This window comes from Pseudomonadota bacterium, from assembly GCA_040752895.1.
Taxonomy (GTDB): Bacteria; Pseudomonadota; Alphaproteobacteria.
In genome coordinates this window covers 204,760-228,501 of the sequence record JBFMHN010000001.1, presented here as the reverse complement: position 1 = coordinate 228,501, position 23,742 = coordinate 204,760, and the positions used below count along the sequence as shown (strand labels likewise).

Sequence of the window (23,742 nt, the reverse complement as noted above, 5' to 3'; positions counted from 1 at the left end):
CTCTCCTAATCGAGCGAGAAGCCGGCCGGACCGACAAGGCGCGGTTTCTCCGGCTTGGAAACGATGTCGCCTTTTTCCGGCGGGCGCTCTTCGAAGAGTCTGCCTTCGAAGATGCGCTCGAAATCGGACGGCATCGCAAGCCCATCCGTCGCCCCCAATACCTGCCCGCTGGACACCGGCCGGACGAGGTAAGGCGTCACGATGATGGCAAGTTCCGTCTCGTTCCGGAGAAAACGCGTCGAACGAAAGAGACTGCCCAATATTGGAATGTCGCCAAGACCCGGGAACTTGCTGACAGAGCTTTGCAGATTGTTCTGCAGCAAACCGGCGATCGCGAAAGTCTGGCCGCTGGCGAGTTCGACCGTCGTTTCCGCCCGCCGCGTCGTCAACGCCGGCACGCTGACGTTATTGAATACGACGGCGCCGTTCTCCGAAAGCTGGCTGACCTCGGGCCGGACACGAAGACTGATCCTGGAATTATCGAGAATGGTCGGTGTAAATGCGAGGCTGACGCCGAATTTCTTGAACTCGATCGTAATCGTGTTCTGATTTTGCGGCACCAGAATGGGAAATTCGCCGCCGGCTAGAAAACTTGCTGTCTCGCCGGTGACGGCGGTGAGATTCGGTTCGGCAAGTATCGTGATCAGCCCTTCTTCCTCCAGCGCGTCGATCAGCGCGTTTAGGTCGAGCCCGCCCGAGGAAATGGCGCCGAACAGGCTGTTCGTCGCATTCTGCCGCAGCCCAAAGGTCTGGGCCCTCGCCAAGGCGTTACCGATAAGCGAAGCCCCGCCGGTGGCGATCGGGCTGCCGGTCGCAATTCCGAAGGCAAGGTCACCGCCGGCGCCCATGATGTCCCAGTTGATGCCGAATTCCTTCATAACCTCGCGCTGAACTTCCGTAACACGGACCCGAAGGTTGACTTGATTCGGCCCCGTTACATGGAGACGGTTGATGAGCTCGCCGTCTTCCTTGACGAAGCGCGCCGCGAGGCGACGCAGCTCCTCCGCCTCCAGCGGCGAACTCACCTCGCCGCTCACGACAAGAGCGCCGTCCACGGACACCACTTGCACCGGGCTACCCGGTAAAAGATCGTGCACGGCGCGGCGCAAACGCTCGAGGCTGTGACTGACGTGAACTTTCGAATTGATGAGCAAATTGCCGCGATCGTCCACGGCATAGAGTGTCGTCTCGCCCGTTTTCTTCCCGAACAGATATACGATCCGGGGTGACTTCACCTGGATATCGGCAATGTCGGGGTTTGCAATGAAGACGGAGGCCGCGTTTGTCTGCAAACGGACGAGCTGTCCTTCATTTATTTCAAGCTCGACCGGTTGATCCATCGCCGGAACAAATTCGGCGTGAACAGACGCAAAGACCGGCAACGCCGATGGCGTCGCCGCAAAGATGAGAAACCCGACAAAAGTGGCGAGAACGGTGCGCATCATCGCGGCATCACCTCAAAACCGAATTTCTTTTTGTTCCGACCCTCGCGTAACCGTGACGGCCGTCGTTATTCCGTTGATGAGGGGGCTGACCTCGCTGTCCCATGTATAGGTACGGCGCCTGCGCTTGTTGGCGTCCGGTTCTTCTTCTTCCGCCAGGCTTCGAAGACTTAAAGAAAGCTTTCCCATTTCCGTCAGCATGGCGATCATTTCCGCCTGTTTCGTTGTGACTTCAAGGGTCGTGGTTTGCGCGATTTTCACTTCGCTGTTTTGATCGTCCGTCTTCTGATCGACGGCCAACACGCGGATATCGCGAAGCACGGTCTCGCTGGCCCGCTTCAGCGGGCCGTTTTCTTCTTTATCCAGCCGGATGGCGTGGGTCAGAATTAGATCCACCCGATCGCCCGGAAAGATGAAGCCTGCGATACCGGAAGTCGCGTTGATCGGCACCGTGACGGCCCGCATGCCAGGCGAAAGCACCGCGGCTAGAAATCCCCGATCGCCGGGACGGACGATGCGTCCTTCCGTTATCGGTTCACCAGCCGTGATTCCGCTGCGAACGACCGTGTCGATGAAATTCTCAAGCGCGCCATTTTCCCTGACAATGTAGACTGGCAGGAGATTTTTCTCTGGCCAAGGTTGCCAACGCAGATGGTTCGGCTTGACGAAAGAGCCGGCCGGCATGTCTTCCGCTACGATCAGAATTTCCAGAGCGGCTGATTTTGGCTCGCCTTGCGGCTGAGCGGCGAGGGCCGCGCGCTCGGCATGCATCCAACCCCGCGCGAAAAGCGCCGTTCCAACCGAAAGGGCGATTGCAAGCAGGATTAAGACGAAGGTGCGCACGTTTAGGAAACCAAAAACATTTGCCATCGGACGTTGCCCCTACCCTGCCAGCAGACGCAAGCCGACGTAGAAGCCACCGGTTGCAATTGCGACGCCGTAAGGAATGTATTGCTTGCGCATCGAAAAACGCGGCGAGGACACGGCGGCTTCCACCGGCCCCGGCCGATAGAGACGAAGCGCCGTCATCATGGCGAGCGAGATCAGGCCGCCGGCCAGCGCCGTGACAAGAAGGAAATCGATAATCTGCTCCGGCCCGGCCCACAGCGCGGCGGCCGACAACAGCTTGACGTCGCCGCCGCCAATCAGCCGAAAGGCAAACATGGCGGCACCGACCAGGAACACCGTCCCGCCGGTGAGTAACGCGCCGATCCAATCGATCGTCGGCAGTGCCGCCAAGACATGCGCGCAAAATAGAATGGCCGCCGCCACGGAAACGCGGTTCGGAATAAGGTAACTGTAAAAGTCGCTGATCGCCGCCCAGGTGAGCAGCCCCAGAAACGCAATGACCGTTACCTGATCGAGAAAGATCATCGAAAGCATCTCGAAGCCCTCCCAAGCCGGAAAGGGAACGGAGGTCGGGGACAGGGGAAAATCCCCATCGCAACGCCGCGGCAGATCCGAATCGCCATCTGCATCCCCGCCTCCAATGCCCTAAACAGCCGCGCGCCTTATGCGGGCGGTGAAATGGCGTTGTTGAGCGCGGTGGAAACGGCCGTGAACATCGAGTTCAGGGAACCGCCCATCGCGGTCAGAGCGCCGATCGCGGCGACCGACACGAGCGCGGCGATCAGGCCGTACTCGATCGCGGTGGCGCCGGATTCATCCTTTAGAAGTTTGAGTAACGTACCCATTGCTCTTTTCCTCCTTTTTGAGAGCGATGCGTATTTTTATAAGATAAATTCATTAACCGAAAGTAAAAATAATAGAATTAAATAGTAATGGCGTTTTATTTAAAATAAATAAAACTTATAAATACTTTTAAATAAAAATATTATAAAATTTTATATTTATTATATCGACAGATACCTAGCGATTTAAGATTCCATTAATAGCTTATGCCTAAAGTGCAGCCATATTATTTGCTTGAGGTTCCGGCGATGCGGGCGTGTTGGCAAAGGCTGAAGCGGGGTTGCCATCTTTTCGGAGTGGACCGCCGCGGGGTCATCGCAATCTTCCTGGCGGCCGCCATCTTTCCGACCCTCGGCTTTCTGGGCATCGCGACCGACGCGGCGCGTGGCTTTCTCGTGAAGGCCAGGCTTTCGCGGGCGCTGGATGCTGCGGCTCTGGCCGGCGGCCGGGTCATGTTCTCGGCTAACCGAGACGCCGACATCCAAATGTACTTCAACGCGAATTTCCCCCCCGGCTATCTCGGCGCCGCCGTCACCGGGCCAAATTTTGCGATCGACGCCAACAACGAGGTAATCACCTTAAGCGCCGCGGCAACGATTCCGACGACCTTCATGCACATTTTTGGCTTTAACACGCTGAACGTGTCGGCCGAGACGGAGGTGACGCGCCAGACCCAGATGCTGGACGTCGTTCTTGCCATCGACATGTCCGGTTCGATGACGAGCAGCGCCACAGGCGGCGGCACGCGCATTCAGGCCGCGCGCAACGCGGCAACCGCGCTCGTCAACATCTTGTTCGGCGCCGATGAAACGAAGGCCCTTTTAAAGATCGGTCTCGTGCCATGGAACGGAAAGGTGAACGTCATGCGGAATGGCGAGGCCTACAACGCCGCGCTGACCACGACGACGCCGGTGACGCCTTTCACGAATCCGTTGACCGGCGTATCGCAGTCGGTGATTTACCGCGCAAACAATTCACCGGTACCGTTTTTTTCCCCCCCACCGGCGGACTGGAAAGGCTGCGTCTACCAACGCTACCTCCACAACGGCAACGCGCTCGACGACGCGGATCCGGATCTCTATGAAGTCACGAAGAACGGCGTCCAATGGTTCGGATGGCAGCCGGTCGGCCCGGAAGGCGAGCCGGTGCCGGGCTCCGCACGTTGCACGCTCGCCGTTTCTTTCTCGGAATGCACGCCATGCCTGACGCACGGGATCACACCCATGCAGAACGCAAAAACCGGGGTATTGAACGCCATCAACGCCCTGACGGCGCCTACGGGAGTGACAAACATTCCGGCGGGGCTTGCCTGGGCGTGGCGCGCGCTGATGCCGGGGGAACCCTTCGCTCAAGCGGACCCGAACCCGACATTCACCCGCCAGCAGGCGATCGTGCTGCTGACGGATGGCGAGAATACCGGCGGCTCGGGAGACGGCTACAAGGCGGTCTTCGGCCTGGGCACTGGCGCTGGGACGCAAATGGACCCAAGACTTCTGCAACTTGCCAACAACATCAAGGCAAGCGGCGTCATCATCTATACGATTCAATTCGCAAACAGCGGCGGAACGATAGAGGCTTTGCTGAAGAGCGTCGCCTCCGGACCGGGCGCCCCCTACTACCACTATGCCCCGGATGCTGCGACCCTTGAGCGGGTGTTCCAGGAGATCGCTAATCATCTTTCCGAACTTCGGCTGTCAAAATAACCCCCGCAACGGAACGGAGCCGGCATGCAAGAAGTTCAAACCCCGAGCCCGCCACTCACGAATACGTTTTTATCGGCCGCCGGCCAGGTGCAGCTTGTTTTCCAGCGGGTTACGAACCACCCGCTTTTCAACCAGCTTAGCGGTTTTTTACCCGCCGGCTATTTTCTGCTGCTTGTCATGACCGAAGGCCATGACTTGCTTCGGCTGCTTGAAAAACCCCTCGCAACCACGGAAGCGGAAGTGCATATTTTTGCGGCAGCCGCCTCGACGATTGGCAAGATGCTTTTTATGTCGCTGATCGCCGTATTGTTTCTGATCCGCAAACCGCCGATCCGGAAAGCGCCCGGCGTTCAGCCACGCCTTACGGCCATGGCCGGCACTTTTCTGCTGATGGCGATCGTGCTCCTGCCGACGCCGGAAGCAACGCTTTGGCAAAGCCTTCTTGGCCTTGGCCTGGTGGCGATTGGAAGCGCTTTTTCCGTCGTGGCCATCGGCTATCTTGGCCGTTCGTTCAGTATCATGGCGGAAGCGCGTGAACTGGTTACGCACGGCGTTTATTCGCACATTCGGCATCCGCTCTACCTGGCTGAAGAAGTCGCCGTTATCGGCGCCATCGTGATTTATTTTTCACCCCTGGCCATTCTGTTGCTGTTGATTCATATCGCGCTTCAGATCCAGCGCATGCGGAACGAGGAAAGCGTCCTCGGGCAAACTTTCCCCGAATACGAAGCCTACAAGGCCCGCACGGCCCGGGTGATCCCTGGGGTTTATTGACCCCTTCCATCGCAAGTTCCCTCCTCACCCTGCCCCCCCTAAGGGCGGGGTTTTTTTGTAAAAGCGCAAGGATTGCGCCTTTACCACCGGCGACTTAGGGTGGGACCCGCCAACCCTTGGAGAAAAAATGTCACGCGTTCTTTATGAATTGCAGGGCGCTGAAGATCGCCGGTTCTCCCCCTTCTGCTGGCGAACGCGGATGGCGCTTGCCCACAAGGGGTTGGAGCCGGACGAGATCGTGCCGGTCGGCTTCATGGAGAAGGAAAAGATCGCGTTCAGCGGGCAGGACCGCGTGCCCGTCCTCGTGGATCGCGGAAAAACCGTCTTCGATTCCTGGCGCATCGCCTGCTACCTTGAAGAAGCCTATCCCGACCGCCCGCCCCTTTTCGGAAATTCGATCGCCCGGGGGGAAGCGCTTTTCATCAACGCGTGGACGGACCGCGTCCTGCTGGCCGAACTTTCCCCGATGTTCGCCAAGGACATCTTCGATCACGTCCGGCCGGAAGATCGCGACTATTACCGCCAGTCCCGCGAGAAGCGCTTTGGCGAACCGCTTGAGGATGTTCAAGCGACGCGCGAGAAACGCCTGGAGTCTTTGCACGCGCGTCTCGACGTTCTTCGCCACACCCTGGAGAAGGAGCTGTTTCTGTGTGGCGAACACCCGGCCTACGCTGACTACATCGTGTTCGGCGCCTTTCAATGGGTGCGAAGCGTAAGCCCTTTCGTTCTGCTTGCCGAGGACGACCCCATCCGGGCGTGGCGGGAACGCCTGCTCGACCTTTTCGGCGGCTTTGCGCGCAGCGTCGAAGCGTACCCCTGCTAACCGATGGTAGCGCGCTATATCTTCCACGCCTGCACGCGCGCCGCTTGGGTGAAGGCAAAGGCGGAAGGAAGCTACGGCGGGTCGGCGGACGACCGGCGCGACGGCTTTCTTCATTTTTCCGACCTCACCCAAATCGCCGAAAGCACGGCAACCCACCACGCCGGCGAGAAAGACCTCGTGCTCCTCGTCGTGCGGGTGGACGCCGTGGGCGACGCGCTCCGCTGGGAGCCCTCGCGAAGTGGGCGCCTCTTCCCCCACCTCTACGCCTCCTTGCCGGTCGCGGCAGTCGTCGAGGTGCTGGACCTGCCATTGGATAAGGAGGGCCGCCACGTTTTTCCTTCGTTGCCCGAGGCGTGAGGCCGGCACCATCCCTTCCCATCTCCCGGCTTTTCGCCCATGATGAGATCCCTTTCACAGCAACGGCTTGCTTTTACGATGCAGACCATCCTCGTTTCCATCCTTTGCCCCGACCGCACGGGGCTGGTTTCAGCGGTTACCGGCCTTCTCTTCGAGCTTGGCGCCAATCTGGGCGACGCGAGCTTCGCCGTCCTCGGCGGGGCGGCGGAGTTTACGGCCATCGTCGAAATCCCCGATTCGGTGACGCCGGAAACGATCGCGGAAGAGGTAAAGGCATTGCCGGAGATCGGTGAAGGTAAAGTCACCGTAAGCCCCTTCAAGCTTCCCGCTGTGCATGGACCGTCCGGAAAACTTACCCACTACATCCGCGTCACCGGAGGCGACAGCCCCGGCCTGATCGCACGCCTTTCCGAGGTTTTCGTTCAGTACGACGCGAACATCATAGGCCTGAATGCTGAAAGAATTCCGCGTGCCGAGGGCGTTCAGTACTTGATCCGCTTCGCCGTTTGGATTCCGGAAGAACGCGCCGAAGCCTGTATCGCAACCGTCGTCAATACGACGGAGGAGCTGCGCCTCACCTGCCACTGGCAAAAAGTCTGAACGGCGAGGGCATGGCACGGGTTGCTTTCATCGGACTTGGGGTGATGGGGTTTCCGATGGCGGGCCATCTGGCCCGCGCCGGCCACGACGTGACGGTTGTGAATCGCACCTTGGCAAAGGCGGAAAGCTGGTGCGCCAAGCATTCGGGAAAACTGGCGACGACGCCCAAGCAGGCGGCCGAGGGCGCCGATTTCGTCTTCACCTGCGTCGGCAACGACGACGATCTGCGAAGTGTTGTCCTTGGAGAAAGCGGCGCCTTCGCCGGCATGGGGAAAGGGGCCGTCCTGGCGGACCACACGACCGCCTCGGCCAAGGTCGCCCGTGCGCTTGCCGAAAAGGGAAAGGCGTGCGGGGTCGGCTTTCTCGACGCCCCGGTTTCCGGCGGCGAGGCGGGGGCGAAGGAAGGCAAGCTCACGGTGATGGCCGGCGGCGCGGAAGCCGATTTCGAGCGCACAAGACCCGTCATCGAGGCTTACGCGCGTTTCGTCCAGCGCATGGGCGACGTCGGCACCGGCCAATTGACGAAAATGGTGAACCAGATATGCGCCGCTGGCCTTCTCGAAGCGCTCGCCGAAGGCTTGAATTTCGGCCATCGGGCCGGTCTCGACATGGAGAGAGTGGCCGCGGTCATCTCCAAGGGCGCCGCCCAATCCTGGCAGATGGACAACCGCGCCCGTACCATGCTGGCCGGTGAGTTCGATTTCGGCTTTGCCGTAAAGTGGATGCGGAAGGATTTGGCGATCTGTTTCGAGGAGGCGAGGGAAATCGGGGCCGAGCTTCCCGTCACCCTGCTGGTGGACCGTTTCTACGCCGACGTCGTCAAGATGGGCGGCGCAGGGTGGGATACGTCTAGCTTGATCGCCCGCCTCCGGCGGAGCGCTTGAGTCCTATTCTTCTTCTTCCCGGTTGATCCGGAAAGTGACCGGAACGTCGATCGCTGCCGTCATCGGCGTGCCGCCGCGGCGGGCGGGCTCAAATCGCCATTTCCGGATGGCCGCGATCGCCGCCTCGTCGAGGACGGAATAGCCGCTCGTCTCAAGCAGGGTGACGGCTTCGCTCATCCCCTTCTCGCCGACTACGACACGAAGCAATACATGGCCCTCGACGCCCCTCCGCCGCGCTTCCCTCGGATAGATGGGCCGCGGATTGGCAAGCGGCCTCGGGGCAAGGCTCGGCCCCTTCTCGGCCGGTTTCGCCGCCGCCGCGCTGGCCGGCTGGACGAACTCCGCCGGCAAGGACGCGGTTTCGACTCCCTGCTCGCCCTCGGCGGGCGGCTCCGAAAGTGGCGCTTCGACCGAAGGCGCCGGCGCTGCCGATGGTGCCGCCCGTAAAGGCGGGTGCGCTTCCGCTTTTGCCTCTGTTTCGCGGTCCGGAGAAGTTTCCCGCACCTCCGACGGCGCCGAATCGAAGGCGTCCTCGGCAGCGTTTTCCAAAAGCCCTCCAGGCAGTTCGACCACGACCTCGACTTCGAATCCCGCCACGTCGGTCATCCGTGGCGGGGCATCGCCAGACACCAGCAGCGCAGCACCGACGATGCTGGCATGAACAGCCGCCGAAAAGACGTAAGCGGCGAGGCGCACCGGCGGGATCGTCATCGGCTTCACTCCGCCGCGCCGGGCTTTCGATCCAGCCGCCGCCAGGGCAGCAGGTAGCGCTCGCCTTCGCGCTCGCCGAACTCGGCGGTGATCGCATAAGCCCTTTCCAGATTCGCCGGCGTCAGCACGTTTGCCGGCGAGCCTTCCGCCAAGACCTTGCCCGCATGCAGCAGCAAAAGCCGGTCGCAAAAGCGTGCCGCAAGCGTGAGGTCGTGAAGAACGACGAGGACGGCGGCGCCCCGTTTTGCAACCTCGCGGAGAAGCTCCATGACCTGAAGTTGGTGATAGGGATCGAGGGAGGCGACCGGCTCATCGGCAAGCAAGAGTTTCGGCTCGGAAGCAAGCGCCCGGGCCAGCATGACGCGCACGCGCTCGCCGCCTGAAAGCGTCGTCACCGTGCGGGCGGCAAGGTGCAGCGTATCCGTCCAGCGAAGGACTGCCTCGACACGTTCGAAATCGGCGGTGGCCAGCCGCTGCCACGGGTTCCGGTGGGGAAGCCTGCCAAGGGCCACGAGGTGGCGAACCTCGAGCGGCCAGTGGCTGGAAGCGGCCTGGGGAAGATAGGCCATCTGGCGGGCATAGACGCGTTTCGGGATGCGGCCGAGCGGATCGCCGGCGAAGCGTACCTCGCCCTTCTCCGTCGGCTGAAGGTCGGCAAGAACGCGCAGCAGCGTTGTCTTGCCGGCGCCGTTCTCGCCGATGAGGCCGATCAATTCGCCTTTCGCCGCCGCCAAACCAGTCCCATCGAGAACGGTATGATCGCGGAAGCGAACCGTGAGCGCCTCTGCCTCGACCAGGCTCATCGCATCTCCCTCCGGGTCTTGAGGATGAGATACAGGAAGAAGGGGGCCCCGATCACCGCTGTCAGCACGCCGAGCTTGAGTTCAAGCCCCGGCGAAAAAACGCGCACCGCAATATCGCCGGCCAGCAAAAGAACCGCACCCCCGAGTGCGCTGATGCCCAAAAGCCGGCTCGGCTGATGACCGACGAGTGGACGCAGCAAATGCGGCACGACAAGGCCGATGAAAGCGATGCCGCCGGTCACGGCAACGGCCGCGCCGACGGCAAGCGCCGTGCCGACGATGACGGCAAAGCGCACCCGCGGAAGATGAAAGCCAAGCGTCGACGCCGTTTCCTCGCCAAGCGAAAGCGCATCGAGCGCGCGGCCCGTACTCATCAGCAAGACCCACCCCAGGAACATCAAAGGCGCCACCAGCATCACGTGATCGAAACTGCGGTCAGCGAGTGAGCCAAGAAGCCAGAACACGATCTCGTAGGCGGCATAGGGGCTGGGCGCCAGATTCAAGGCAAGCGACGTCAATGCCGCGGCAAAACTGCTGATGGCGACCCCTGCGAGGATCAAAGTCAGGATGCTGGCATCGCGGCCCGCTATCCCATAGAGAAGAAAGACGACGACAAGCGCGCCCGCGATGCCGCCCATCGGCAACGCCAACGGAAAGACTTGCGCATACCCAAAATAAAGCATGCAGACGGCACCCAAGGCGGCGCTGCTGGAAATCCCGATCAGGCCCGGCTCGGCCAGCGGATTGCGAAGAAGCCCCTGCAACGCCGCCCCGCAAAGGCCCAGGCTGCCGCCGACAAGGATCGCAAGGATCGTACGCGGCAGACGGATTTCGAAAAGCAGGACGGAGGTGAGCGGCGGGTCCTCCGCGAACAGCCCTTGGATCGCTTCCCGCAACGGTACGTCCACCTTGCCGAGGGAAAGGGAGAGCGCGGCAAGAACCAGGAGGAGAAGGAAAAGCCCGCCCGCCAGCGGAAAAAGCGACGCGGCCTTGCCGACCGTTTTTCCGGGTGCTGGCATACCCATCATGGCCGCGCCTCCGCCAGGCGCTCGACCCATTCCGCCGTAAAGGGCCCCCAGCACGTCCACAAGCGGCGCGGCACCGCCACCGTCTTCGCGTGCGCGTGCAACAGCCGGAAGGCGGGATGCTCCAGCACCAAGCGGGCAAGGGAAGGACTCTCCGGCGAGAGCTGGCCGAGAATGATCATGTCCGGCTGGCTCACCAGCAGGCGTTCAAGGGAAAGACTGCCATAGCCTTCGATACCCAAACGACCGGCCAGGTTTTCGATGCCAGCCACGCGCATGACGTCGTCCATGAGCGTCCCTTTGCCGGCCGTCAGCCCGTTCGCGAAATAAACCGCCGCCAACGGTTTTTGCGTATTCTTGACACGGGCGGAAACGGCCTCCAGCCGTTCGGTCATTTCGGCAAGCAAGCCCTCGGCTTTCGGTCGGGCGTCCAGAAGTTCCGCCACCTCCAGAAATTGCGCGCGCACCTCGGTAAGCGTTGTCGGCACCGGAAGCTCGACAACGTGAACTCCTCTTCGTTTCAAAAGATCAACCGTCGAACGACTCGTATAGGAGCCGGCCAGGACGATATCCGGCTCGAACGCCAGCACCTCGTCCGCCGTCACATGGTTGATGGGAAAGGGCTTCGCCCGCTCGGCAAAATAAGATTCTTCGGGGTCGAGGGCGTAGTAACTCAAGGAGCGAATACGCGAAGGCTCGACCAGAAGAAGCAGCAGTTGATCCGCGCAAAGATTGATGGAGACGATGCGTTCCGGCCGCGCTTCCGCCGCATGAGCGAGGAACCCCCCGACAAAAGCGACAACCAGGAACGCACCGCCCCATCGAAACATCAGAAAATCTCCAGAGACCTCTTCAGCCCCAGGAAGAAAGCAAAGCCCGGCTGCCCGAAACCGTCCGGGTCTTCGACTTTGTGGCTGAAGGCGTTCTCGAGCCGGCCGAAAGCCTGCCACCCTTCCGCCACGTCGTATGTGGCGGCGACATCGGCCAGGAAGTAGCCGGCGCCCTTGACGCGTCCGAAGGTAAGGGCGTCGATGTCATGGCGGCGGCCGATATAGGTTCCGCCAAGGTTGAGCCGGAGTTCCGTGATCGGCCGGTAAGCAAAGTCAAAACCCGCCTTGTGCAAGGGCCGGCGCAGAAGTTCCTGTCCGGTCGTGCTGTTCTCCGCCCGCGTATAAGCATAGCGCGCATCGAGGTCGAGGTTTTCGAGAAGCTTTGCCGTGGCGGTTACCTCAACCCCCTTCGTCTCGGCCTTGCCGATGTTCAGGTTTGTCGTGGCAGTGCCTTCGATCAGGTTCTTGATGTCGTTCTCGTAATAGGTGACGCCGACGGTCAGACGCCGGTCGAAGAGACCTTGGTCAAAACCTATCTCCCAGCCCCGGCTGACTTCGGGCTTCAGATTCGGGTTGCCGGAAAAGACGCCGAAGCCGGAGATCGAGGAACCGAAAAGCTGGAACAAGGCGGGAGCCTTGAAGCCTTTCGCATAGGCGCCGCGAACTTTCGTGCCCGTCTCGCGGTGCAGGTAGGCGGGCGCTATGCGATAGGTGGTTTCCGAGCCGAAGCTGTCGGGATCGTCCAACCGGACGCCAAGCGTCCCGAAGAAACGGTCGCGATAAGCAAACTGGTCCTGAAGATAGACCGCGTTCGTCTGCACGTCCGCCTTGGCCGCGGACGTAAACGGACCGAACAGGCTATCGGAATCCGTGCTTGTTTTGATTTTTTCTTCCTCGGTCTCCAGGCCAAGCGTCAGGACATGGTTTTCGACGAAGCGGAAGTCGTTCTGGATCTCGAATTTCAGCTTCTCGCCGACCGCTTTGCTGCGCAAGAAATCGAACGGGTTGAAGGCGTCCGGATCGTCCCGAACGATCCGGTTATAGTCCGTGTAGGTCGCGGCGAGGCGGTGCTCGCTGCGGCCCTCGAAAAGCGAGAGGGAAGCCTCCCCGCCCAGGAAAAGGCGATCCTCTTCGTCGTGGCTGTCGTTGTCCGCCTGGATGGGAAAGACGTTGAGGTCGAGGTCATTCCGAAGATCCGTGAAGCGGCCCGTGAAGCGGAACGCGAGGATCTCGTTCGGCGTGATGCCCAGATTGGCGGAAACGGTCTGATTGTCATAGCCGTCCTTGTCCTTCACGCTTCCGGCCGGCGTAAAACGGGCCGGCGCGACGGAGACGCCGTCGGTCGTAACGCCCTGGAAAGTGACGGAGTAATCGAAGAGCTTTTCCCCGCCGCGCAGATTTAACATCTGGCGGAAAGTGTCGAAGGAGCCGCCTTCCAGGCTCAGCGTCGCTGTCGGCGCGCCCGAGCCTTTTTTCGTGATGATGTTGACGACGGCACCGATCGCGTCCGAACCATAGAGAGTGCCCTGTGGCCCATGCAGAACCTCGATCCGCTCGACATCCTCGATCGGAAGACCGGCAAAATTCATCCGGCCGTCCGGCGTGCTGGGATCGTTCATCTCAATCCCGTCGAGCAGGACGAGCGTATGGTTTGCGCTGCTGCCTCGGCTAAAGACCGCCGTGTTCTTACCGGGGCCGCCGTTGCGAACGACGCTCAAGCTCGACACGGAGCGCAGGGCGTCTTCAATCACGCGGTATTGCCGACGCGCGATCTCGTCCGCCGTGATCACGGTGATCGAGGAGGCAACCTGCTCCCTGGGTGTTGCAATGCGCGTGGCGGTAACGACGACCTCGGGAAGCGTCGACGTGGCCGGCTCTTTCCCCTCCTCGCCCTCCGCCGAAAAGGCGGGCAGCGGCAGGAAGGTCAGAGAAGAAAGGAGAAATAAAACCGTCCCGCGTTTCAGGCGTAGGAAGAAGTTCGGCGCAAGAAAACTTTTTACTGAAGTGGGCATTGCAGACTCCGTCTGTGTGAATGGGATTTCCCGTTCACGGGAGAACCCGGCCCGATCAGGCGCCCGGGTTCTTCCGCTTCTTTCCACCCGCCCGGCGATCGATGCCGTGACGGACAAGCGGACGGTAGGTTTGCTGCCCCCGAAGAACTGTGACGAAGAAGAGATGGCGCGCAAGAGCAACCGCCCTCGCCCGCGAGAGATTAAGCCGTCGGAAAAAAACATCGAATGGGACCCTCCGCAGCCGACAACATCCTTCTTACGAAGCCATGTCACCGTCTACGGAAACCCGCAGCCGCCGGAACAACCCCGCCCAACGGTGGTGACATTCGACGGCAGGTCTCCTGGCTTGCGGATTTAGCGTTCGCGTCCAGCCTTCCCAGTTTCCCAGTGGCTTTCTTGGACGCATCTTCCGCATACAGTTGCGGGGGCAGCCACGGCATGAACCCATCGGGTCGCACCGTGTTCCCTTTCTCATCCCCAAATGGGGGAACCGTCGAAGGAAACCCTAGCGAAGTTTCGGGCGACGCTCAACCGGAAAGACGCGGTGAAGCAAAGGCGGCGGGAATTGGGGTCCCCTTCCCGGCGTTTCTGCGTCTTTGGTTTTCTTAGTCCTTCCTTAACAGGCCATGGCGTATCAAACTAGGCTGGTGCATTTTTCCCTGTGGGATGAAAAACGGCACGCGAGGCTTGGATCGGCAGGTGCTCTTTTGACACCTTATGAAATCATTCGGCTTCTTCGGAAGCACGAGAGGTGGCTAGCCGGCAAAGCGGATGGCGAGCGGGCCAACCTTTCCGCGCTGGACCTTTCCGGGCTGGATCTTTCCTTTGCCAACCTCGCCAAGGCCCGTATGAACGGCGCCATTCTCAAGAACTGCAACCTGAGCGGCGCCAACCTTGAAAAAGCGGACCTCTACGCATCGGACCTTTCGCTGTCGATCCTGAAGAACGCCAACCTCAAGAGCGCCGATTTGCATGGCGCCAATCTCTACAAGGCGGATTTGACGGGTGCGGATCTTGAAAAGGCGGATTTAAGGGAAGGCCGCCTCATCGATGCGCGGCAACGCGGCACCTGGAAAACCGTCGGCAGCAATCTTGGTCAATCCATCCTGAACGACGCGATCCTGAAGGGCGCTAATCTAACACGCGCCAACATGAAGGGCTGCACGGCCGTCGGCGCCGATCTTAGCGGTGCCAAGCTGATCGGCGTCAAGCTTCAGAACGCAAACCTTCAGGGCGCAAATTTGACGAAAGCGAACATGGCCAGCTCCAATCTCGGAGACACCAATCTCTCCGGCTGCAATTTCGACGGCGCCAACCTCGTCAAGGCACATGTGACGGGGGCCAATTTTACAAACGCCAACCTTACGACAACGAACCTGACGGACGTTCCCATGGCCTTGGCAAACATGTCCGAGGCGAAGCTTCCGACCGAACCCCAGAAAGCGAGCAAGCCCCTTAAGACGGTTCTGGAGGAACATCTGCGCTGGATCGAAAGCCGTGGACGCGAGGGCGAGCGGGCCAATCTGGACGGCTATGACCTCAGCAACAAAACCTTCGCCGGCACGGATTTCAGCGGCGCCAGCCTGAAGGGGGCCGACCTGACCGAGGCGGACCTCCACGGGTGCCGGTTCGAACTTGCCGACCTCGGCGGCGCCATTCTTCAAGGCGCCAACCTCGAGGGCAGCCATCTGGCCGGAACGAACTTCATGGAGGCGGATTTGACCGGCGCCAATCTTTGCAAGAGCCGCCTCGTGCCGGTGGAACTTCTCGATCAGAGAGGAAAGACGACGGGCCGCTGGTGGCCGGCCAATCTTACCCGGGCGACCCTTCTGGATGCGTGCCTGGCCGACGCCGACCTGACGTCGGCGAACTTCAGCAACGCGGACCTGCGCTGGGCAGACCTTCAGAACGCCATTATGATCGACGCCATCGTCGAGGGCGCTAATTTGGAAGGCGTCCTGTTCAAAGGCGTCCTGCCCTTCAACGGCGTCATCGAGGAAAGCGTTGCGGAAACCGCAAAACGGCCCGCCTGACCGAGAGCCGCCCCTTCCCCTACCTCGCTAATCTTTCTTAACGACCGAACCGGCTTTCACATAAAGCGCCGCTATCTCGCGGCTGCGCTGGATCGGAAAAATTTTAGACAAAATTTGACAAAATTTCAGGCGAATCCGAATCGAAACTTATTGAAATACTTAGGCAATTTGATCTTATAGCATTTCGAAAAAAGCGATTACCTCCGCGCAACGAAAGCGCTTGTCGAGAGAGTCGGCCATGTTGCCTAAGGATATTTTAAGGTTGCTTCGAAAGCACGAACGGTGGCTCGAGGGCAAGAGCGGCGGCCAGCAGGCGAACCTGGCCAGGCTCAACCTCATCGGCGCGGATCTTTCCTATACGAATTTGAGCCAGGCCGAAATGAGCGGCGCCATCCTTCAACGCAGTAACCTGAACGGCGCCAACCTATCGAATGCCCGCCTGGCAACGGCGGACCTCTCGCTTGCGAACCTCGTGCACGCGGACTTCACCGGCGCCGACCTGCAAGGCGCCAACCTGCACAAGGCCACCTTGAAGCGGGCCAAGCTGGTAGGCGCGAACCTGCGGGAAGGCCGCGTCGCCGTCTGGGGCGAATCGGACGATTGGAAGGCCATCGCTATTTCTGTCGACCTTTCGGATTCGAATCTGGACGAGGCCGAGCTGATGGGTGCCAACCTGACCGGCGCCGACCTCCGGAGAAGTTCGGCCAAAGACGGCGACTTCACGGGCGCCACCCTGGTCAACGCCCAGATCGAAAACGCGGACTGGCGGGGCGCCAAGTTGAACGACGCAAATCTCACCAACGCCGGGCTGACGGGCGGAAATTTTTCCGGCGGAAATTTCTCCGGTGCGTCCCTTCGGCAGACAGATGCGACGGGTGCGGATTTTTCCAACGCGGTCCTCGACACCGCCGATCTCAGGAATACGATACTCGGATCCGTGGGCCTGCACGGGGCAAAATTACCGCCTTCGCTCGCAAAACGGGCCGGATCGCTCGAGTCGATTTTTGAGAGCCATCTGCAGTGGATCAAAAGCCATGGCAAAACCGGCAAACGGGCCATCCTCGACGGCCTCGATCTCAGCAATCAAAACCTTGCCGGTGTCAAGCTAAGCGGCGCCAGCCTCAAGGGAACCAATTTCACCGGGGCGGACCTTCGGCGTGGCGTCTTCGAACTGGCCGATCTCTCTTACGCCAACCTTCGGAACGCGGACCTGAAAGGCGCGCTTCTCGCCGGCGCCAATCTGACGGGCGCCGACCTGAAGGGGGCCAACCTTGCCAAGGCCCGGCTTGTCCCGGTCGAGATCCGGAGCGCGCTGGGCGAACGAACCGGGCGGCTTTGGCCTTCCAACCTTACCCGGGCAACGTTGACCGATGCCCGTCTTACCGAGACCGATTTCACGGCCGCGAATCTGACCCAGGCCGATTTCCGCGGAGCGGACCTGAAGAACACGATTTTCACGCGGGCGATCCTTGAATGCACGACACTGGCGGCTATCCCGATCGGCGGGACTGCCCCATGACCGGCAGAGCCAATTTCCCGATCTCCGGCCGGGAGATCATTCGTATTTTAAGGGGACGGCAAAGGAAAAACCCTTCCGCCTCGCCCTCGAAGGGGGACCAACATGACTCCGCATGAAATCCTGGGGCTTATCCAGAAACACGAGAAATGGCTGCAGGGCAAGACGGACGGCAAGCGAGCCGAGTTGTCGAAAGTCGACCTTTCCGGCCTTGACCTTTCGAGCGTGAATTTAAGCCGGGCCAGCCTGAACGGCGCGAATCTGAAAAACTGCAACCTGACCGACGCCAATTTCGAAAGAGCGGATCTGTACGCGGCGGAATTTTCCGGTTCGGTCCTGAAAAACGCAAATCTTAAAAGCGCCGACATGCACGGCGTTAATCTTTACAAGGCCGACCTGAGTGGTGCCACGCTGGAAAAGGCCGACTTGAGAGAAGGCCGCCTCGCCGTCGTGGGCGAGAAAGGCAGCTGGCAGATCGTCGGCAGCAATCTTGGTCATTCCGTTCTGGACGAGGCCATTCTAAGAGGCGCCAATCTGACGCGCGCCGACATGAAGGGGTGCTCGGCCGTCGGCGCAGACCTTCAAAGCGCCAACCTGATCGGGGTCCGGCTTCAAAACGCGGATCTTCAAGGCGCCAACCTGACCCAGGCAAACCTTTCCAGCGCGAACCTCGAAAGCACCAACCTTGCGAATTGCAACCTGAGCAACGCCATACTCGTCAAGACACACGTGATGGGGACAAACTTCACGAACGCCAATCTCGAAACGGCCAAAATTGTGGACGTTCCGCTGTCCCTCGCCAAGCTTCACAAGGCAAAACTTCCCTCGGCGCCAGAACTGCGACAAAAGACGGTCGAGGCCATTCTTCTCTCCCATAAGAAATGGATCGCGACACGTGGGGCGAAAGGCGAGCAGGCCGTGCTGGACGGGTATGACTTGAGCTGGCTCAACCTCTCCGGCCTGGACCTAAGCGGCGCCAGCCTCAAGGGGGCCAACCTTTCGGAAACCAATCTGCGCGACAGCCTTTTCGAGCTGACCGATTTTTCCGGTGCGGCCATGCAGGGTGCTAACCTGGAAGGGTGCATGCTGGCCGGCGCCAATCTTTCGGAAACGGATCTGAGCGGCACCAATCTTCGCCGCGCCCGGCTTTTCCCGGTCGAGCTTCGGGACCCGAACGGCACTTCCACGGGCCGCATCTGGCCAACGAATTTGAGCCGCGCTTCCCTCCTCGACGCCTGCCTACAGGGAGCGGATTTAACGGGCGCCAACCTGAGCCAGGCCGATCTGCGCGGTGCCGATTTGCGAAACGTCGTTCTGGTCAAGACGACGATCACCGGCGCCAACCTGGAGGGGGCTTTCTTCGGTGAACTGGGCCGCGAGGCGGCCTCGGCGTAACACCGTTTTTTTGAAACGCCGTCTTGAGTCTTCCCGAAAAGCCGTCCAGGCTTGCCATGCAAAGCCTGACGGAGAAGACACATGCCCCAAGGCCCCCTGCCCTGGCTCAATCCGGTGATTGCCCATCGCGGCGCCAGCGGAAGCGCGCCTGAAAACACGCTCGCCGCCATTCGCCGCGCCGCCGATCTTGGCGCACATTGGGTCGAGGTGGACGTCCGACAGACGGCAACAGGCGAGCTTGTCCTTCTCCACGACGCCACCCTCGATCGAACGACGAACGGCCGCGGCAAGGTCGCCGAAACCTCCTACGAAACGGTCGCGGCCCTCGACGCCGGCGCCTGGTTCGCGCCCGAGTTCGCCGGTGAACGGGTGCCGACACTGGCCGCGTTCGTCGCCCTTTGCACCGAGCGAGGCCTGTTCGCAAACGTCGAGATCAAGGCCGAAGCGGAGAGAGAAGAAGCCGTTGCGGAGGCTGTCGTCACCCTTCTCCAAGATCTCTGGCCAAACGCGAAACCACCGCCCTTGATCTCGGCAAGCCAGCCACGGATCCTTCGCAAAGCCGCCCTTGTCGTGCCGGACTTTCCGCGCGGCCTCATCGTGCGGGACGTGCCGAACGAGGTGGTCCTGGCCGAACGGGCCTCGGGCTGCGTTTCCGTCCATCCGAACGCCGACCTGCTGACCAAGGCCAAAACCGAATTTCTGCTTGCCGGCGGCTACGCCGTACTCGCCTACACCGTGAACGACCCGGAACGCGCGAGGGTGCTGCGCGGCTGGGGCGTCAACGCCATTTTCACGGACTACCCGGAGCCGGAGCGATGGCGATAGCGGCCGAAGAAACCCGGAGGGACGCCGGCGGCGTCATTCACGCGCCGGCCAAGGGAAACGCGCGCATCGTTTCGCTGGTGCCAAGCGTCACGGAATTGCTGTTTGATCTGGGCTTAGGCAACCATATCGTCGGGCGCACCCATTACTGCATCCATCCGAAAGAAGGGGTCGCACGCGTGCCGAGCCTTGGCGGTACGAAGAAAATCCGGATGGAACGTTTGCAGGAGCTGCGGCCGAGCCATGCGATCGTCAACGTGGATGAAAACCCCAGAGCAATGGCGGAGGCGATCGCAGAAGCCGGCATCGAGGTAATCGTGACGCACCCGCTTGCGCCCCTCGACAACCTTCCTCTCTATCGCCTGATGGGAAGCCTTTTCGACCGGGAGGCGGAAGCGGAAAGGTTGTCCGCCCGCTTCCTCGAAGCCTATGCGGAACTGGCGGCGGCGGCCGAAGACTGGCCAAACCGAAAGGTTCTTTACCTCATCTGGCAGGACCCCTGGATGACGGTCGCCCGCGACACCTATATCGCGGCAACCCTGGCCCTTCTCCACTGGCAAACGGTCGGCAACGAAGGACCGGAACGCTACCCCACCATCGAAATCAGCAGGGTTTGCCTGAAGGAGACCGACCTTGTTCTTTTCCCAAGCGAGCCTTACGCCTTCACACCCGCGGACGTAGAAGCCTTCCGGGCACGGTTTGCCTGCGAAGGGGTCAGGCTTGCCCGGATCGATGGCGAGATGACTTCCTGGTATGGCTCGCGCGCCATCCAGGGGCTTTGCTATCTCCGCGACTTCGCGGAACGGATCCAGCGCGAGGCGAGCTAGGCCGGAGGTCTAATGACCCGCCTCTTGCAAAAAAGCGATTACCAGCAGGGTCATCAGCCGGCGCGCACGCGCTTGGACCTCCGCATCCCCCTCGAACGCCGGCGGTCGCCCGGCAAAAGCCGGCTGGCGTTTTTCCGGCGACGTCGCCGAAGGCCCCATTTGCGCCGGCGCAACCTCCATTTGGTTCAAGCCGAACGACCACAGGGGGTCCAGCTTCCCGGAGGCGAAAGGAACATCCCCCAGTGTAATCACAACCGCAAATGCCAGCCCCAACAGGAAAGCTCGGACAACGCGGAAACTTTTCCGATCCATAATGGATTGCATCGCCTGTTCCTCCAAAACCCGAAATCAGGCTACAGTAATCATGTTAATCAATATTTAAACTATGCTTACGATTTATGATTTATTATTATTTTTTATTTTAAAATAGCGAATATTATTTGATAGAATTACGGTTCAAATTGCGCCCCTATCCCGGCCGAGGCGGCTGGAAAAAAAGTGTCGGACAACCTGGAGAAACGGAAGCTGCAAGGTTCCCTATTGACTTTGACGAAGGTTGGCGTACTTACGCGATTGGCTAAATGATCTTACTCTTGGCGAACACCCCGCTGGCCCACAATCCAACTTTCCACGGCTATACCTGACCCATGACGAAACCGACTGCCTCCACGAAAGCCAATTCTCCCAAACCACGGTCCAGGGCCTTTCTCGGCCCGGTGGCCGACCTAGCCAGCCACCTTCCCCAGGAATGGTGGCGCGACCTTTTTGATTCGCTTTATTTGCGAACGGACGGCGACGTCGTCGAGAACGACGCCAACACCATCCGCGAGGTGGACATTCTGCTGCGGGCAACGGCCCTGCGCCCGACCGATCGGATCCTGGATTTCTGCTGCGGCCAAGGCCGGCATTCGCTGGAGCTTGCCCGCCGCGGCTTTGAGAACGTCGTCGGTGTGGACCGTTCGCGCTACCTCATTCGCCTCGCCCGCCGACGGGCGATGAAGACGAGCCTCAAGGTCACCTTCCACGAAGGCGACGCCCGGACCTTCCGCTCGAAGAACGGCAATTTCGACGCCGTCATGCTGATGGGAAATTCCTTCGGCTACTTCGACAACGAAGAAGACGACATCCGGGTGCTGGAGACCGTGAAGGAGGCCCTGCGGTCCCACGGCACGATTGCGCTCGACCTGACGGACGGCGACTGGATGCGCAAGAACCTCGAACGCCGATCCTGGGAATGGATTGACGGCAACCATTTCGTTTGCCGCGAACGGTCGTTGACCGCCGACGGCGACCGACTTGTCTCCCGCGAAGTCGTCGTCCACGCCGAACGCGGCGTTATCGCCGACCAATTCTATGCCGAACGCCTCTATTCCCAGGAGCGCATTCTCGAAGTCTTGAAACGCGTTGGCTTCCAGAACGTTCGTACCCACGCCACGCTTGAGGCGGAATCCACCCAAAACCAAGATCTCGGCATGATGGCCAAGCGCTTTTTCCTGATAGCGAGCGCGCCGCAAAAAGATCCAAAACCCATTCGCGGCAAGATCATCCGAAAAGTCACCGTCGTGATGGGCGACCACCGCCTTCCGGACTCCGTAAAGAAGGCCGGCCAGTTCAATCCGGAAGACATGGACACGGTTCAGCGCCTGAAAGACGCTCTTTCCGAGCTTCATGGATATGCGTTCAACTACATCAACAACCACGCCACCCTTCACGTGGACCTCGAGAAGGACCAGCCGAACTTCGTCTTCAATCTCTGTGACGAGGGCTTCAACAACGACGCGCTGCAAGAGCTGCACGTACCAGCGCTCCTCGAGATGCTCGATATCCCTTACACCGGTGCCGGACCGGCCTGCCTCGCCATGTGTTACGACAAGGCGCTCGTCCGATGCATAGCCGCCGCGCTCGACATCCCGGTGCCGCTTGAGACCTACATGAGGCCGGAAGACCAGTCGGCGACGATGCCTTCTGTTTTCCCGGCGATCCTGAAGCCGAATTTGGGTGATAGCAGCATCGGCATCGTGCAGGACTCCGTCGTCTATACGCCGGAACAGCTTGTCTCCTATCTCATACGCCTCAAGGAAACGCTGCCCGGCCGTTCGGTTCTCGCCCAGGAGTTCCTTACCGGGTCGGAATACAGCGTCGGCATCATCGGCAACAGCGGGCAGGAGTTGCAGGCACTTCCCGTTCTCGAAGTCGATTATAGCCGCCTCGATCCAAACCTGCCGCGTATCCTTGGTTACGAATCGAAGTGGCTTCCCGATTCGCCCTACTGGAAGGATATTCGCTACCAAGAGGCAAAACTCAAACCGGAAAAGGCGCGGTTGATCGTCGATGCTTCGATGCAACTTTTCGAGCGTTTGGGCTGCCGGGACTACGCCCGCTTCGACTTCCGCGCCGACGCGCACGGCACGATCAAGCTCTTGGAAGTAAACCCGAATCCCGGCTGGTGCTGGGACGGAAAACTCAACCTGATGGCGGAATTCGGCGGGATTCGCTATGCGGATCTTTTGCGCATGATTCTGGAAGCGGCGGTCGAACGCCTTACGCTACGCGAGACGAGGGAGAAAGCCATGCCCGTTTCGGCGCTTGCCGGAGTCGCGTAAGGCGCTCAAAGCACGTTATGCTGGCGGTCTTTGGAGAGGGTCGGCCAAAGCCTTAAGGATCGAGCGCCATGCTCAATCGCCTGGTCGAGAAAATCGGCAAAGTCCTCGCCGACTACCTTGCGCAGCCGTTGCGCAAATACGAACCCTTTTCCGTCACTCCGATCGAGAAGCTGCAGGCGACCTTAAGGCCCGGCGATATTCTTCTCGTCGAGGGGAACCAGCGCTTAAGCGTTGCGATAAAATATCTCACGCAATCCACCTGGTCGCACGCCGCACTTTATATCGGCGAAGCGCTGGGTCCACCCCGCAACAACGAAGAACCAAAAACGCTGATCGAAGCGGACCTCAAGCATGGTGTCACCGCCGTGCCAATCTCGAAATATGGGGAATTGAATACGCGAATCTGCCGCCCGATCGGGTTGAGCGAAGCCGATTGCAGGCGCGTCATCGAATCTGCCCTTGCCAATCTGGGGCATGCATACGACCTAAAGAACGTCATTGACCTCTTGCGCTATCTGTGGCCGACGCCGCCGGTGCCGGTCCGCTGGCGGCGGCGAATGCTGGCGCTGGGCAGCGGCGACCCGACGCGGGCCATCTGCTCGACCCTGATCGCACGCGCCTTCCAAGAGGTGCGCTACCCGATCCTCCCCATCGTCTGTACGGACTGGGTTTATTCCCATCGGCAGGGCGGATACTTCGCGCGCGATATTCTGCATATCCGGCATCACAGCCTGTTCGCGCCGCGCGACTTCGACCTTTCGCCCTATTTTCAGATTGTAAAACCGACGATCGAACATGGCTTCGATTACACGTCTCTCGTCTGGGAAGACGACGAGCGAATCCTAGCGATCGCCAAAGAGCGCGCACCCGTGAAGTAGGGTTGCAAAAGA

The 23,742-nt window shown here is 60.4% G+C and carries 23 protein-coding genes and 1 riboswitch; of the genes, 13 read left to right on the top strand and 10 right to left on the bottom strand.

What is annotated here, in order from left to right; all coding sequences use genetic code 11:
• Positions 1–5: 5 nt before the first annotated feature.
• The 4 genes from AB1781_01220 to AB1781_01205 form a co-directional block, all read right to left on the bottom strand.
• Positions 6–1,445, bottom strand: coding sequence for a type II and III secretion system protein family protein (locus AB1781_01220; protein ID MEW5703199.1), 1,440 nt, complete (start codon positions 1,443–1,445; stop codon positions 6–8).
• A 12-nt stretch (positions 1,446–1,457) separates the two neighbouring features.
• Positions 1,458–2,312, bottom strand: coding sequence for a Flp pilus assembly protein CpaB (cpaB, locus tag AB1781_01215; GenBank protein ID MEW5703198.1), 855 nt, complete (start codon positions 2,310–2,312; stop codon positions 1,458–1,460).
• Between the two features lie 12 nt (positions 2,313–2,324).
• Positions 2,325–2,825 (bottom strand): prepilin peptidase, encoded by a 501-nt coding sequence (locus AB1781_01210; protein ID MEW5703197.1) that lies wholly within the window; start codon positions 2,823–2,825, stop codon positions 2,325–2,327.
• A gap of 128 nt (positions 2,826–2,953) precedes the next feature.
• A complete protein-coding gene (locus AB1781_01205; GenBank protein MEW5703196.1) occupies positions 2,954–3,136 on the bottom strand; it encodes a Flp family type IVb pilin in 183 nt (60 codons plus the stop codon).
• Positions 3,137–3,430: 294 nt separating this feature from the next.
• Between AB1781_01205 and AB1781_01200 the strand changes: the two genes are divergently transcribed.
• The 6 genes from AB1781_01200 to AB1781_01175 all read left to right on the top strand — a co-directional run bounded on the left by AB1781_01200 (position 3,431) and on the right by AB1781_01175 (position 8,275).
• Positions 3,431–4,837: a VWA domain-containing protein gene (locus tag AB1781_01200; GenBank protein ID MEW5703195.1), complete on the top strand. Its 1,407-nt coding sequence runs from the start codon at positions 3,431–3,433 to the stop codon at positions 4,835–4,837.
• 24 nt (positions 4,838–4,861) lie between these two features.
• Entirely contained in the window at positions 4,862–5,611 is a 750-nt protein-coding gene (locus AB1781_01195; GenBank protein MEW5703194.1) for an isoprenylcysteine carboxylmethyltransferase family protein, read from the top strand.
• Between the two features lie 127 nt (positions 5,612–5,738).
• Positions 5,739–6,434, top strand: a complete 696-nt coding sequence (locus AB1781_01190) for a glutathione S-transferase family protein (protein MEW5703193.1) — start codon at positions 5,739–5,741, stop codon at positions 6,432–6,434.
• Between the two features lie 3 nt (positions 6,435–6,437).
• The gene (locus AB1781_01185) at positions 6,438–6,791 is read left to right on the top strand and encodes a DUF952 domain-containing protein (GenBank protein ID MEW5703192.1); all 354 of its coding nucleotides are present in this window, start codon (positions 6,438–6,440) and stop codon (positions 6,789–6,791) included.
• Positions 6,792–6,830: 39 nt separating this feature from the next.
• Entirely contained in the window at positions 6,831–7,391 is a 561-nt protein-coding gene (locus tag AB1781_01180; protein ID MEW5703191.1) for an ACT domain-containing protein, read from the top strand.
• A gap of 11 nt (positions 7,392–7,402) precedes the next feature.
• The gene (locus AB1781_01175; protein MEW5703190.1) at positions 7,403–8,275 is read left to right on the top strand and encodes an NAD(P)-dependent oxidoreductase; all 873 of its coding nucleotides are present in this window, start codon (positions 7,403–7,405) and stop codon (positions 8,273–8,275) included.
• Between the two features lie 3 nt (positions 8,276–8,278).
• On the opposite strand, the gene AB1781_01170 is transcribed toward AB1781_01175, so the two are convergent.
• The 5 genes from AB1781_01170 to AB1781_01150 are packed head-to-tail and all read right to left on the bottom strand — an operon-like array spanning position 8,279 to position 13,656.
• Positions 8,279–8,986: an energy transducer TonB gene (locus tag AB1781_01170; protein ID MEW5703189.1), complete on the bottom strand. Its 708-nt coding sequence runs from the start codon at positions 8,984–8,986 to the stop codon at positions 8,279–8,281.
• A gap of 5 nt (positions 8,987–8,991) precedes the next feature.
• Positions 8,992–9,789, bottom strand: coding sequence for an ABC transporter ATP-binding protein (locus AB1781_01165; GenBank protein MEW5703188.1), 798 nt, complete (start codon positions 9,787–9,789; stop codon positions 8,992–8,994).
• Positions 9,786–10,808 (bottom strand): iron ABC transporter permease, encoded by a 1,023-nt coding sequence (locus tag AB1781_01160; protein MEW5703187.1) that lies wholly within the window; start codon positions 10,806–10,808, stop codon positions 9,786–9,788. Before AB1781_01160 ends, AB1781_01165 begins: the two co-directional genes overlap by 4 nt.
• A 5-nt stretch (positions 10,809–10,813) precedes the next feature.
• Complete coding sequence (locus AB1781_01155; protein MEW5703186.1) at positions 10,814–11,644, bottom strand: ABC transporter substrate-binding protein; 831 nt, start codon at positions 11,642–11,644, stop codon at positions 10,814–10,816.
• A complete protein-coding gene (locus tag AB1781_01150) occupies positions 11,644–13,656 on the bottom strand; it encodes a TonB-dependent receptor (GenBank protein ID MEW5703185.1) in 2,013 nt (670 codons plus the stop codon). Before AB1781_01150 ends, AB1781_01155 begins: the two co-directional genes overlap by 1 nt.
• A 313-nt stretch (positions 13,657–13,969) precedes the next feature.
• Positions 13,970–14,166: riboswitch (cobalamin riboswitch) on the bottom strand.
• 197 nt (positions 14,167–14,363) lie between these two features.
• Here AB1781_01150 and AB1781_01145 point away from each other — a divergent pair.
• The 5 genes from AB1781_01145 to AB1781_01125 all read left to right on the top strand — a co-directional run bounded on the left by AB1781_01145 (position 14,364) and on the right by AB1781_01125 (position 20,249).
• Entirely contained in the window at positions 14,364–15,689 is a 1,326-nt protein-coding gene (locus AB1781_01145) for a pentapeptide repeat-containing protein (protein MEW5703184.1), read from the top strand.
• Positions 15,690–15,951: 262 nt separating this feature from the next.
• Positions 15,952–17,208 (top strand): pentapeptide repeat-containing protein, encoded by a 1,257-nt coding sequence (locus tag AB1781_01140; protein MEW5703183.1) that lies wholly within the window; start codon positions 15,952–15,954, stop codon positions 17,206–17,208.
• 102 nt (positions 17,209–17,310) lie between these two features.
• Positions 17,311–18,600, top strand: coding sequence for a pentapeptide repeat-containing protein (locus tag AB1781_01135; GenBank protein MEW5703182.1), 1,290 nt, complete (start codon positions 17,311–17,313; stop codon positions 18,598–18,600).
• A gap of 81 nt (positions 18,601–18,681) precedes the next feature.
• Complete coding sequence (locus AB1781_01130) at positions 18,682–19,425, top strand: glycerophosphodiester phosphodiesterase family protein (protein ID MEW5703181.1); 744 nt, start codon at positions 18,682–18,684, stop codon at positions 19,423–19,425.
• Positions 19,416–20,249 carry a helical backbone metal receptor gene (locus AB1781_01125; GenBank protein ID MEW5703180.1) on the top strand — a complete coding sequence of 278 codons (834 nt, stop codon included), beginning with the start codon at positions 19,416–19,418 and terminating at the stop codon, positions 20,247–20,249. The genes AB1781_01130 and AB1781_01125 overlap by 10 nt, the downstream gene beginning before the upstream one ends.
• Positions 20,250–20,258: 9 nt before the next feature.
• On the opposite strand, the gene AB1781_01120 is transcribed toward AB1781_01125, so the two are convergent.
• Positions 20,259–20,588 carry a hypothetical protein gene (locus tag AB1781_01120; GenBank protein MEW5703179.1) on the bottom strand — a complete coding sequence of 110 codons (330 nt, stop codon included), beginning with the start codon at positions 20,586–20,588 and terminating at the stop codon, positions 20,259–20,261.
• Positions 20,589–20,896: 308 nt separating this feature from the next.
• On the opposite strand from AB1781_01120, the gene AB1781_01115 reads away from it, so the two are divergent.
• Positions 20,897–22,852 (top strand): methyltransferase domain-containing protein, encoded by a 1,956-nt coding sequence (locus tag AB1781_01115; GenBank protein ID MEW5703178.1) that lies wholly within the window; start codon positions 20,897–20,899, stop codon positions 22,850–22,852.
• A 68-nt stretch (positions 22,853–22,920) separates the two neighbouring features.
• The gene (locus AB1781_01110) at positions 22,921–23,730 is read left to right on the top strand and encodes a YiiX/YebB-like N1pC/P60 family cysteine hydrolase (protein MEW5703177.1); all 810 of its coding nucleotides are present in this window, start codon (positions 22,921–22,923) and stop codon (positions 23,728–23,730) included.
• Positions 23,731–23,742: the final 12 nt, after the last annotated feature.

Excerpts from the sequence above, each read along its gene's own strand:
- AB1781_01220 (MEW5703199.1), bottom strand. The coding sequence starts at position 1,445 with ATGATGCGCACCGTTCTCGCCACTTTTGTCGGGTTTCTCATCTTTGCG.
- cpaB (MEW5703198.1), bottom strand. The coding sequence starts at position 2,312 with ATGGCAAATGTTTTTGGTTTCCTAAACGTGCGCACCTTCGTCTTAATC.
- AB1781_01210 (MEW5703197.1), bottom strand. The coding sequence starts at position 2,825 with ATGCTTTCGATGATCTTTCTCGATCAGGTAACGGTCATTGCGTTTCTG.
- AB1781_01205 (MEW5703196.1), bottom strand. The coding sequence starts at position 3,136 with ATGGGTACGTTACTCAAACTTCTAAAGGATGAATCCGGCGCCACCGCG.
- AB1781_01195 (MEW5703194.1), top strand. The coding sequence starts at position 4,862 with ATGCAAGAAGTTCAAACCCCGAGCCCGCCACTCACGAATACGTTTTTA.
- AB1781_01190 (MEW5703193.1), top strand. The coding sequence starts at position 5,739 with ATGTCACGCGTTCTTTATGAATTGCAGGGCGCTGAAGATCGCCGGTTC.
- AB1781_01185 (MEW5703192.1), top strand. The coding sequence starts at position 6,438 with ATGGTAGCGCGCTATATCTTCCACGCCTGCACGCGCGCCGCTTGGGTG.
- AB1781_01180 (MEW5703191.1), top strand. The coding sequence starts at position 6,831 with ATGATGAGATCCCTTTCACAGCAACGGCTTGCTTTTACGATGCAGACC.
- AB1781_01175 (MEW5703190.1), top strand. The coding sequence starts at position 7,403 with ATGGCACGGGTTGCTTTCATCGGACTTGGGGTGATGGGGTTTCCGATG.
- AB1781_01170 (MEW5703189.1), bottom strand. The coding sequence starts at position 8,986 with ATGACGATCCCGCCGGTGCGCCTCGCCGCTTACGTCTTTTCGGCGGCT.
- AB1781_01165 (MEW5703188.1), bottom strand. The coding sequence starts at position 9,789 with ATGAGCCTGGTCGAGGCAGAGGCGCTCACGGTTCGCTTCCGCGATCAT.
- AB1781_01160 (MEW5703187.1), bottom strand. The coding sequence starts at position 10,808 with ATGCCAGCACCCGGAAAAACGGTCGGCAAGGCCGCGTCGCTTTTTCCG.
- AB1781_01155 (MEW5703186.1), bottom strand. The coding sequence starts at position 11,644 with ATGTTTCGATGGGGCGGTGCGTTCCTGGTTGTCGCTTTTGTCGGGGGG.
- AB1781_01150 (MEW5703185.1), bottom strand. The coding sequence starts at position 13,656 with ATGCCCACTTCAGTAAAAAGTTTTCTTGCGCCGAACTTCTTCCTACGC.
- AB1781_01135 (MEW5703182.1), top strand. The coding sequence starts at position 17,311 with ATGACTCCGCATGAAATCCTGGGGCTTATCCAGAAACACGAGAAATGG.
- AB1781_01130 (MEW5703181.1), top strand. The coding sequence starts at position 18,682 with ATGCCCCAAGGCCCCCTGCCCTGGCTCAATCCGGTGATTGCCCATCGC.
- AB1781_01125 (MEW5703180.1), top strand. The coding sequence starts at position 19,416 with ATGGCGATAGCGGCCGAAGAAACCCGGAGGGACGCCGGCGGCGTCATT.
- AB1781_01115 (MEW5703178.1), top strand. The coding sequence starts at position 20,897 with ATGACGAAACCGACTGCCTCCACGAAAGCCAATTCTCCCAAACCACGG.
- AB1781_01110 (MEW5703177.1), top strand. The coding sequence starts at position 22,921 with ATGCTCAATCGCCTGGTCGAGAAAATCGGCAAAGTCCTCGCCGACTAC.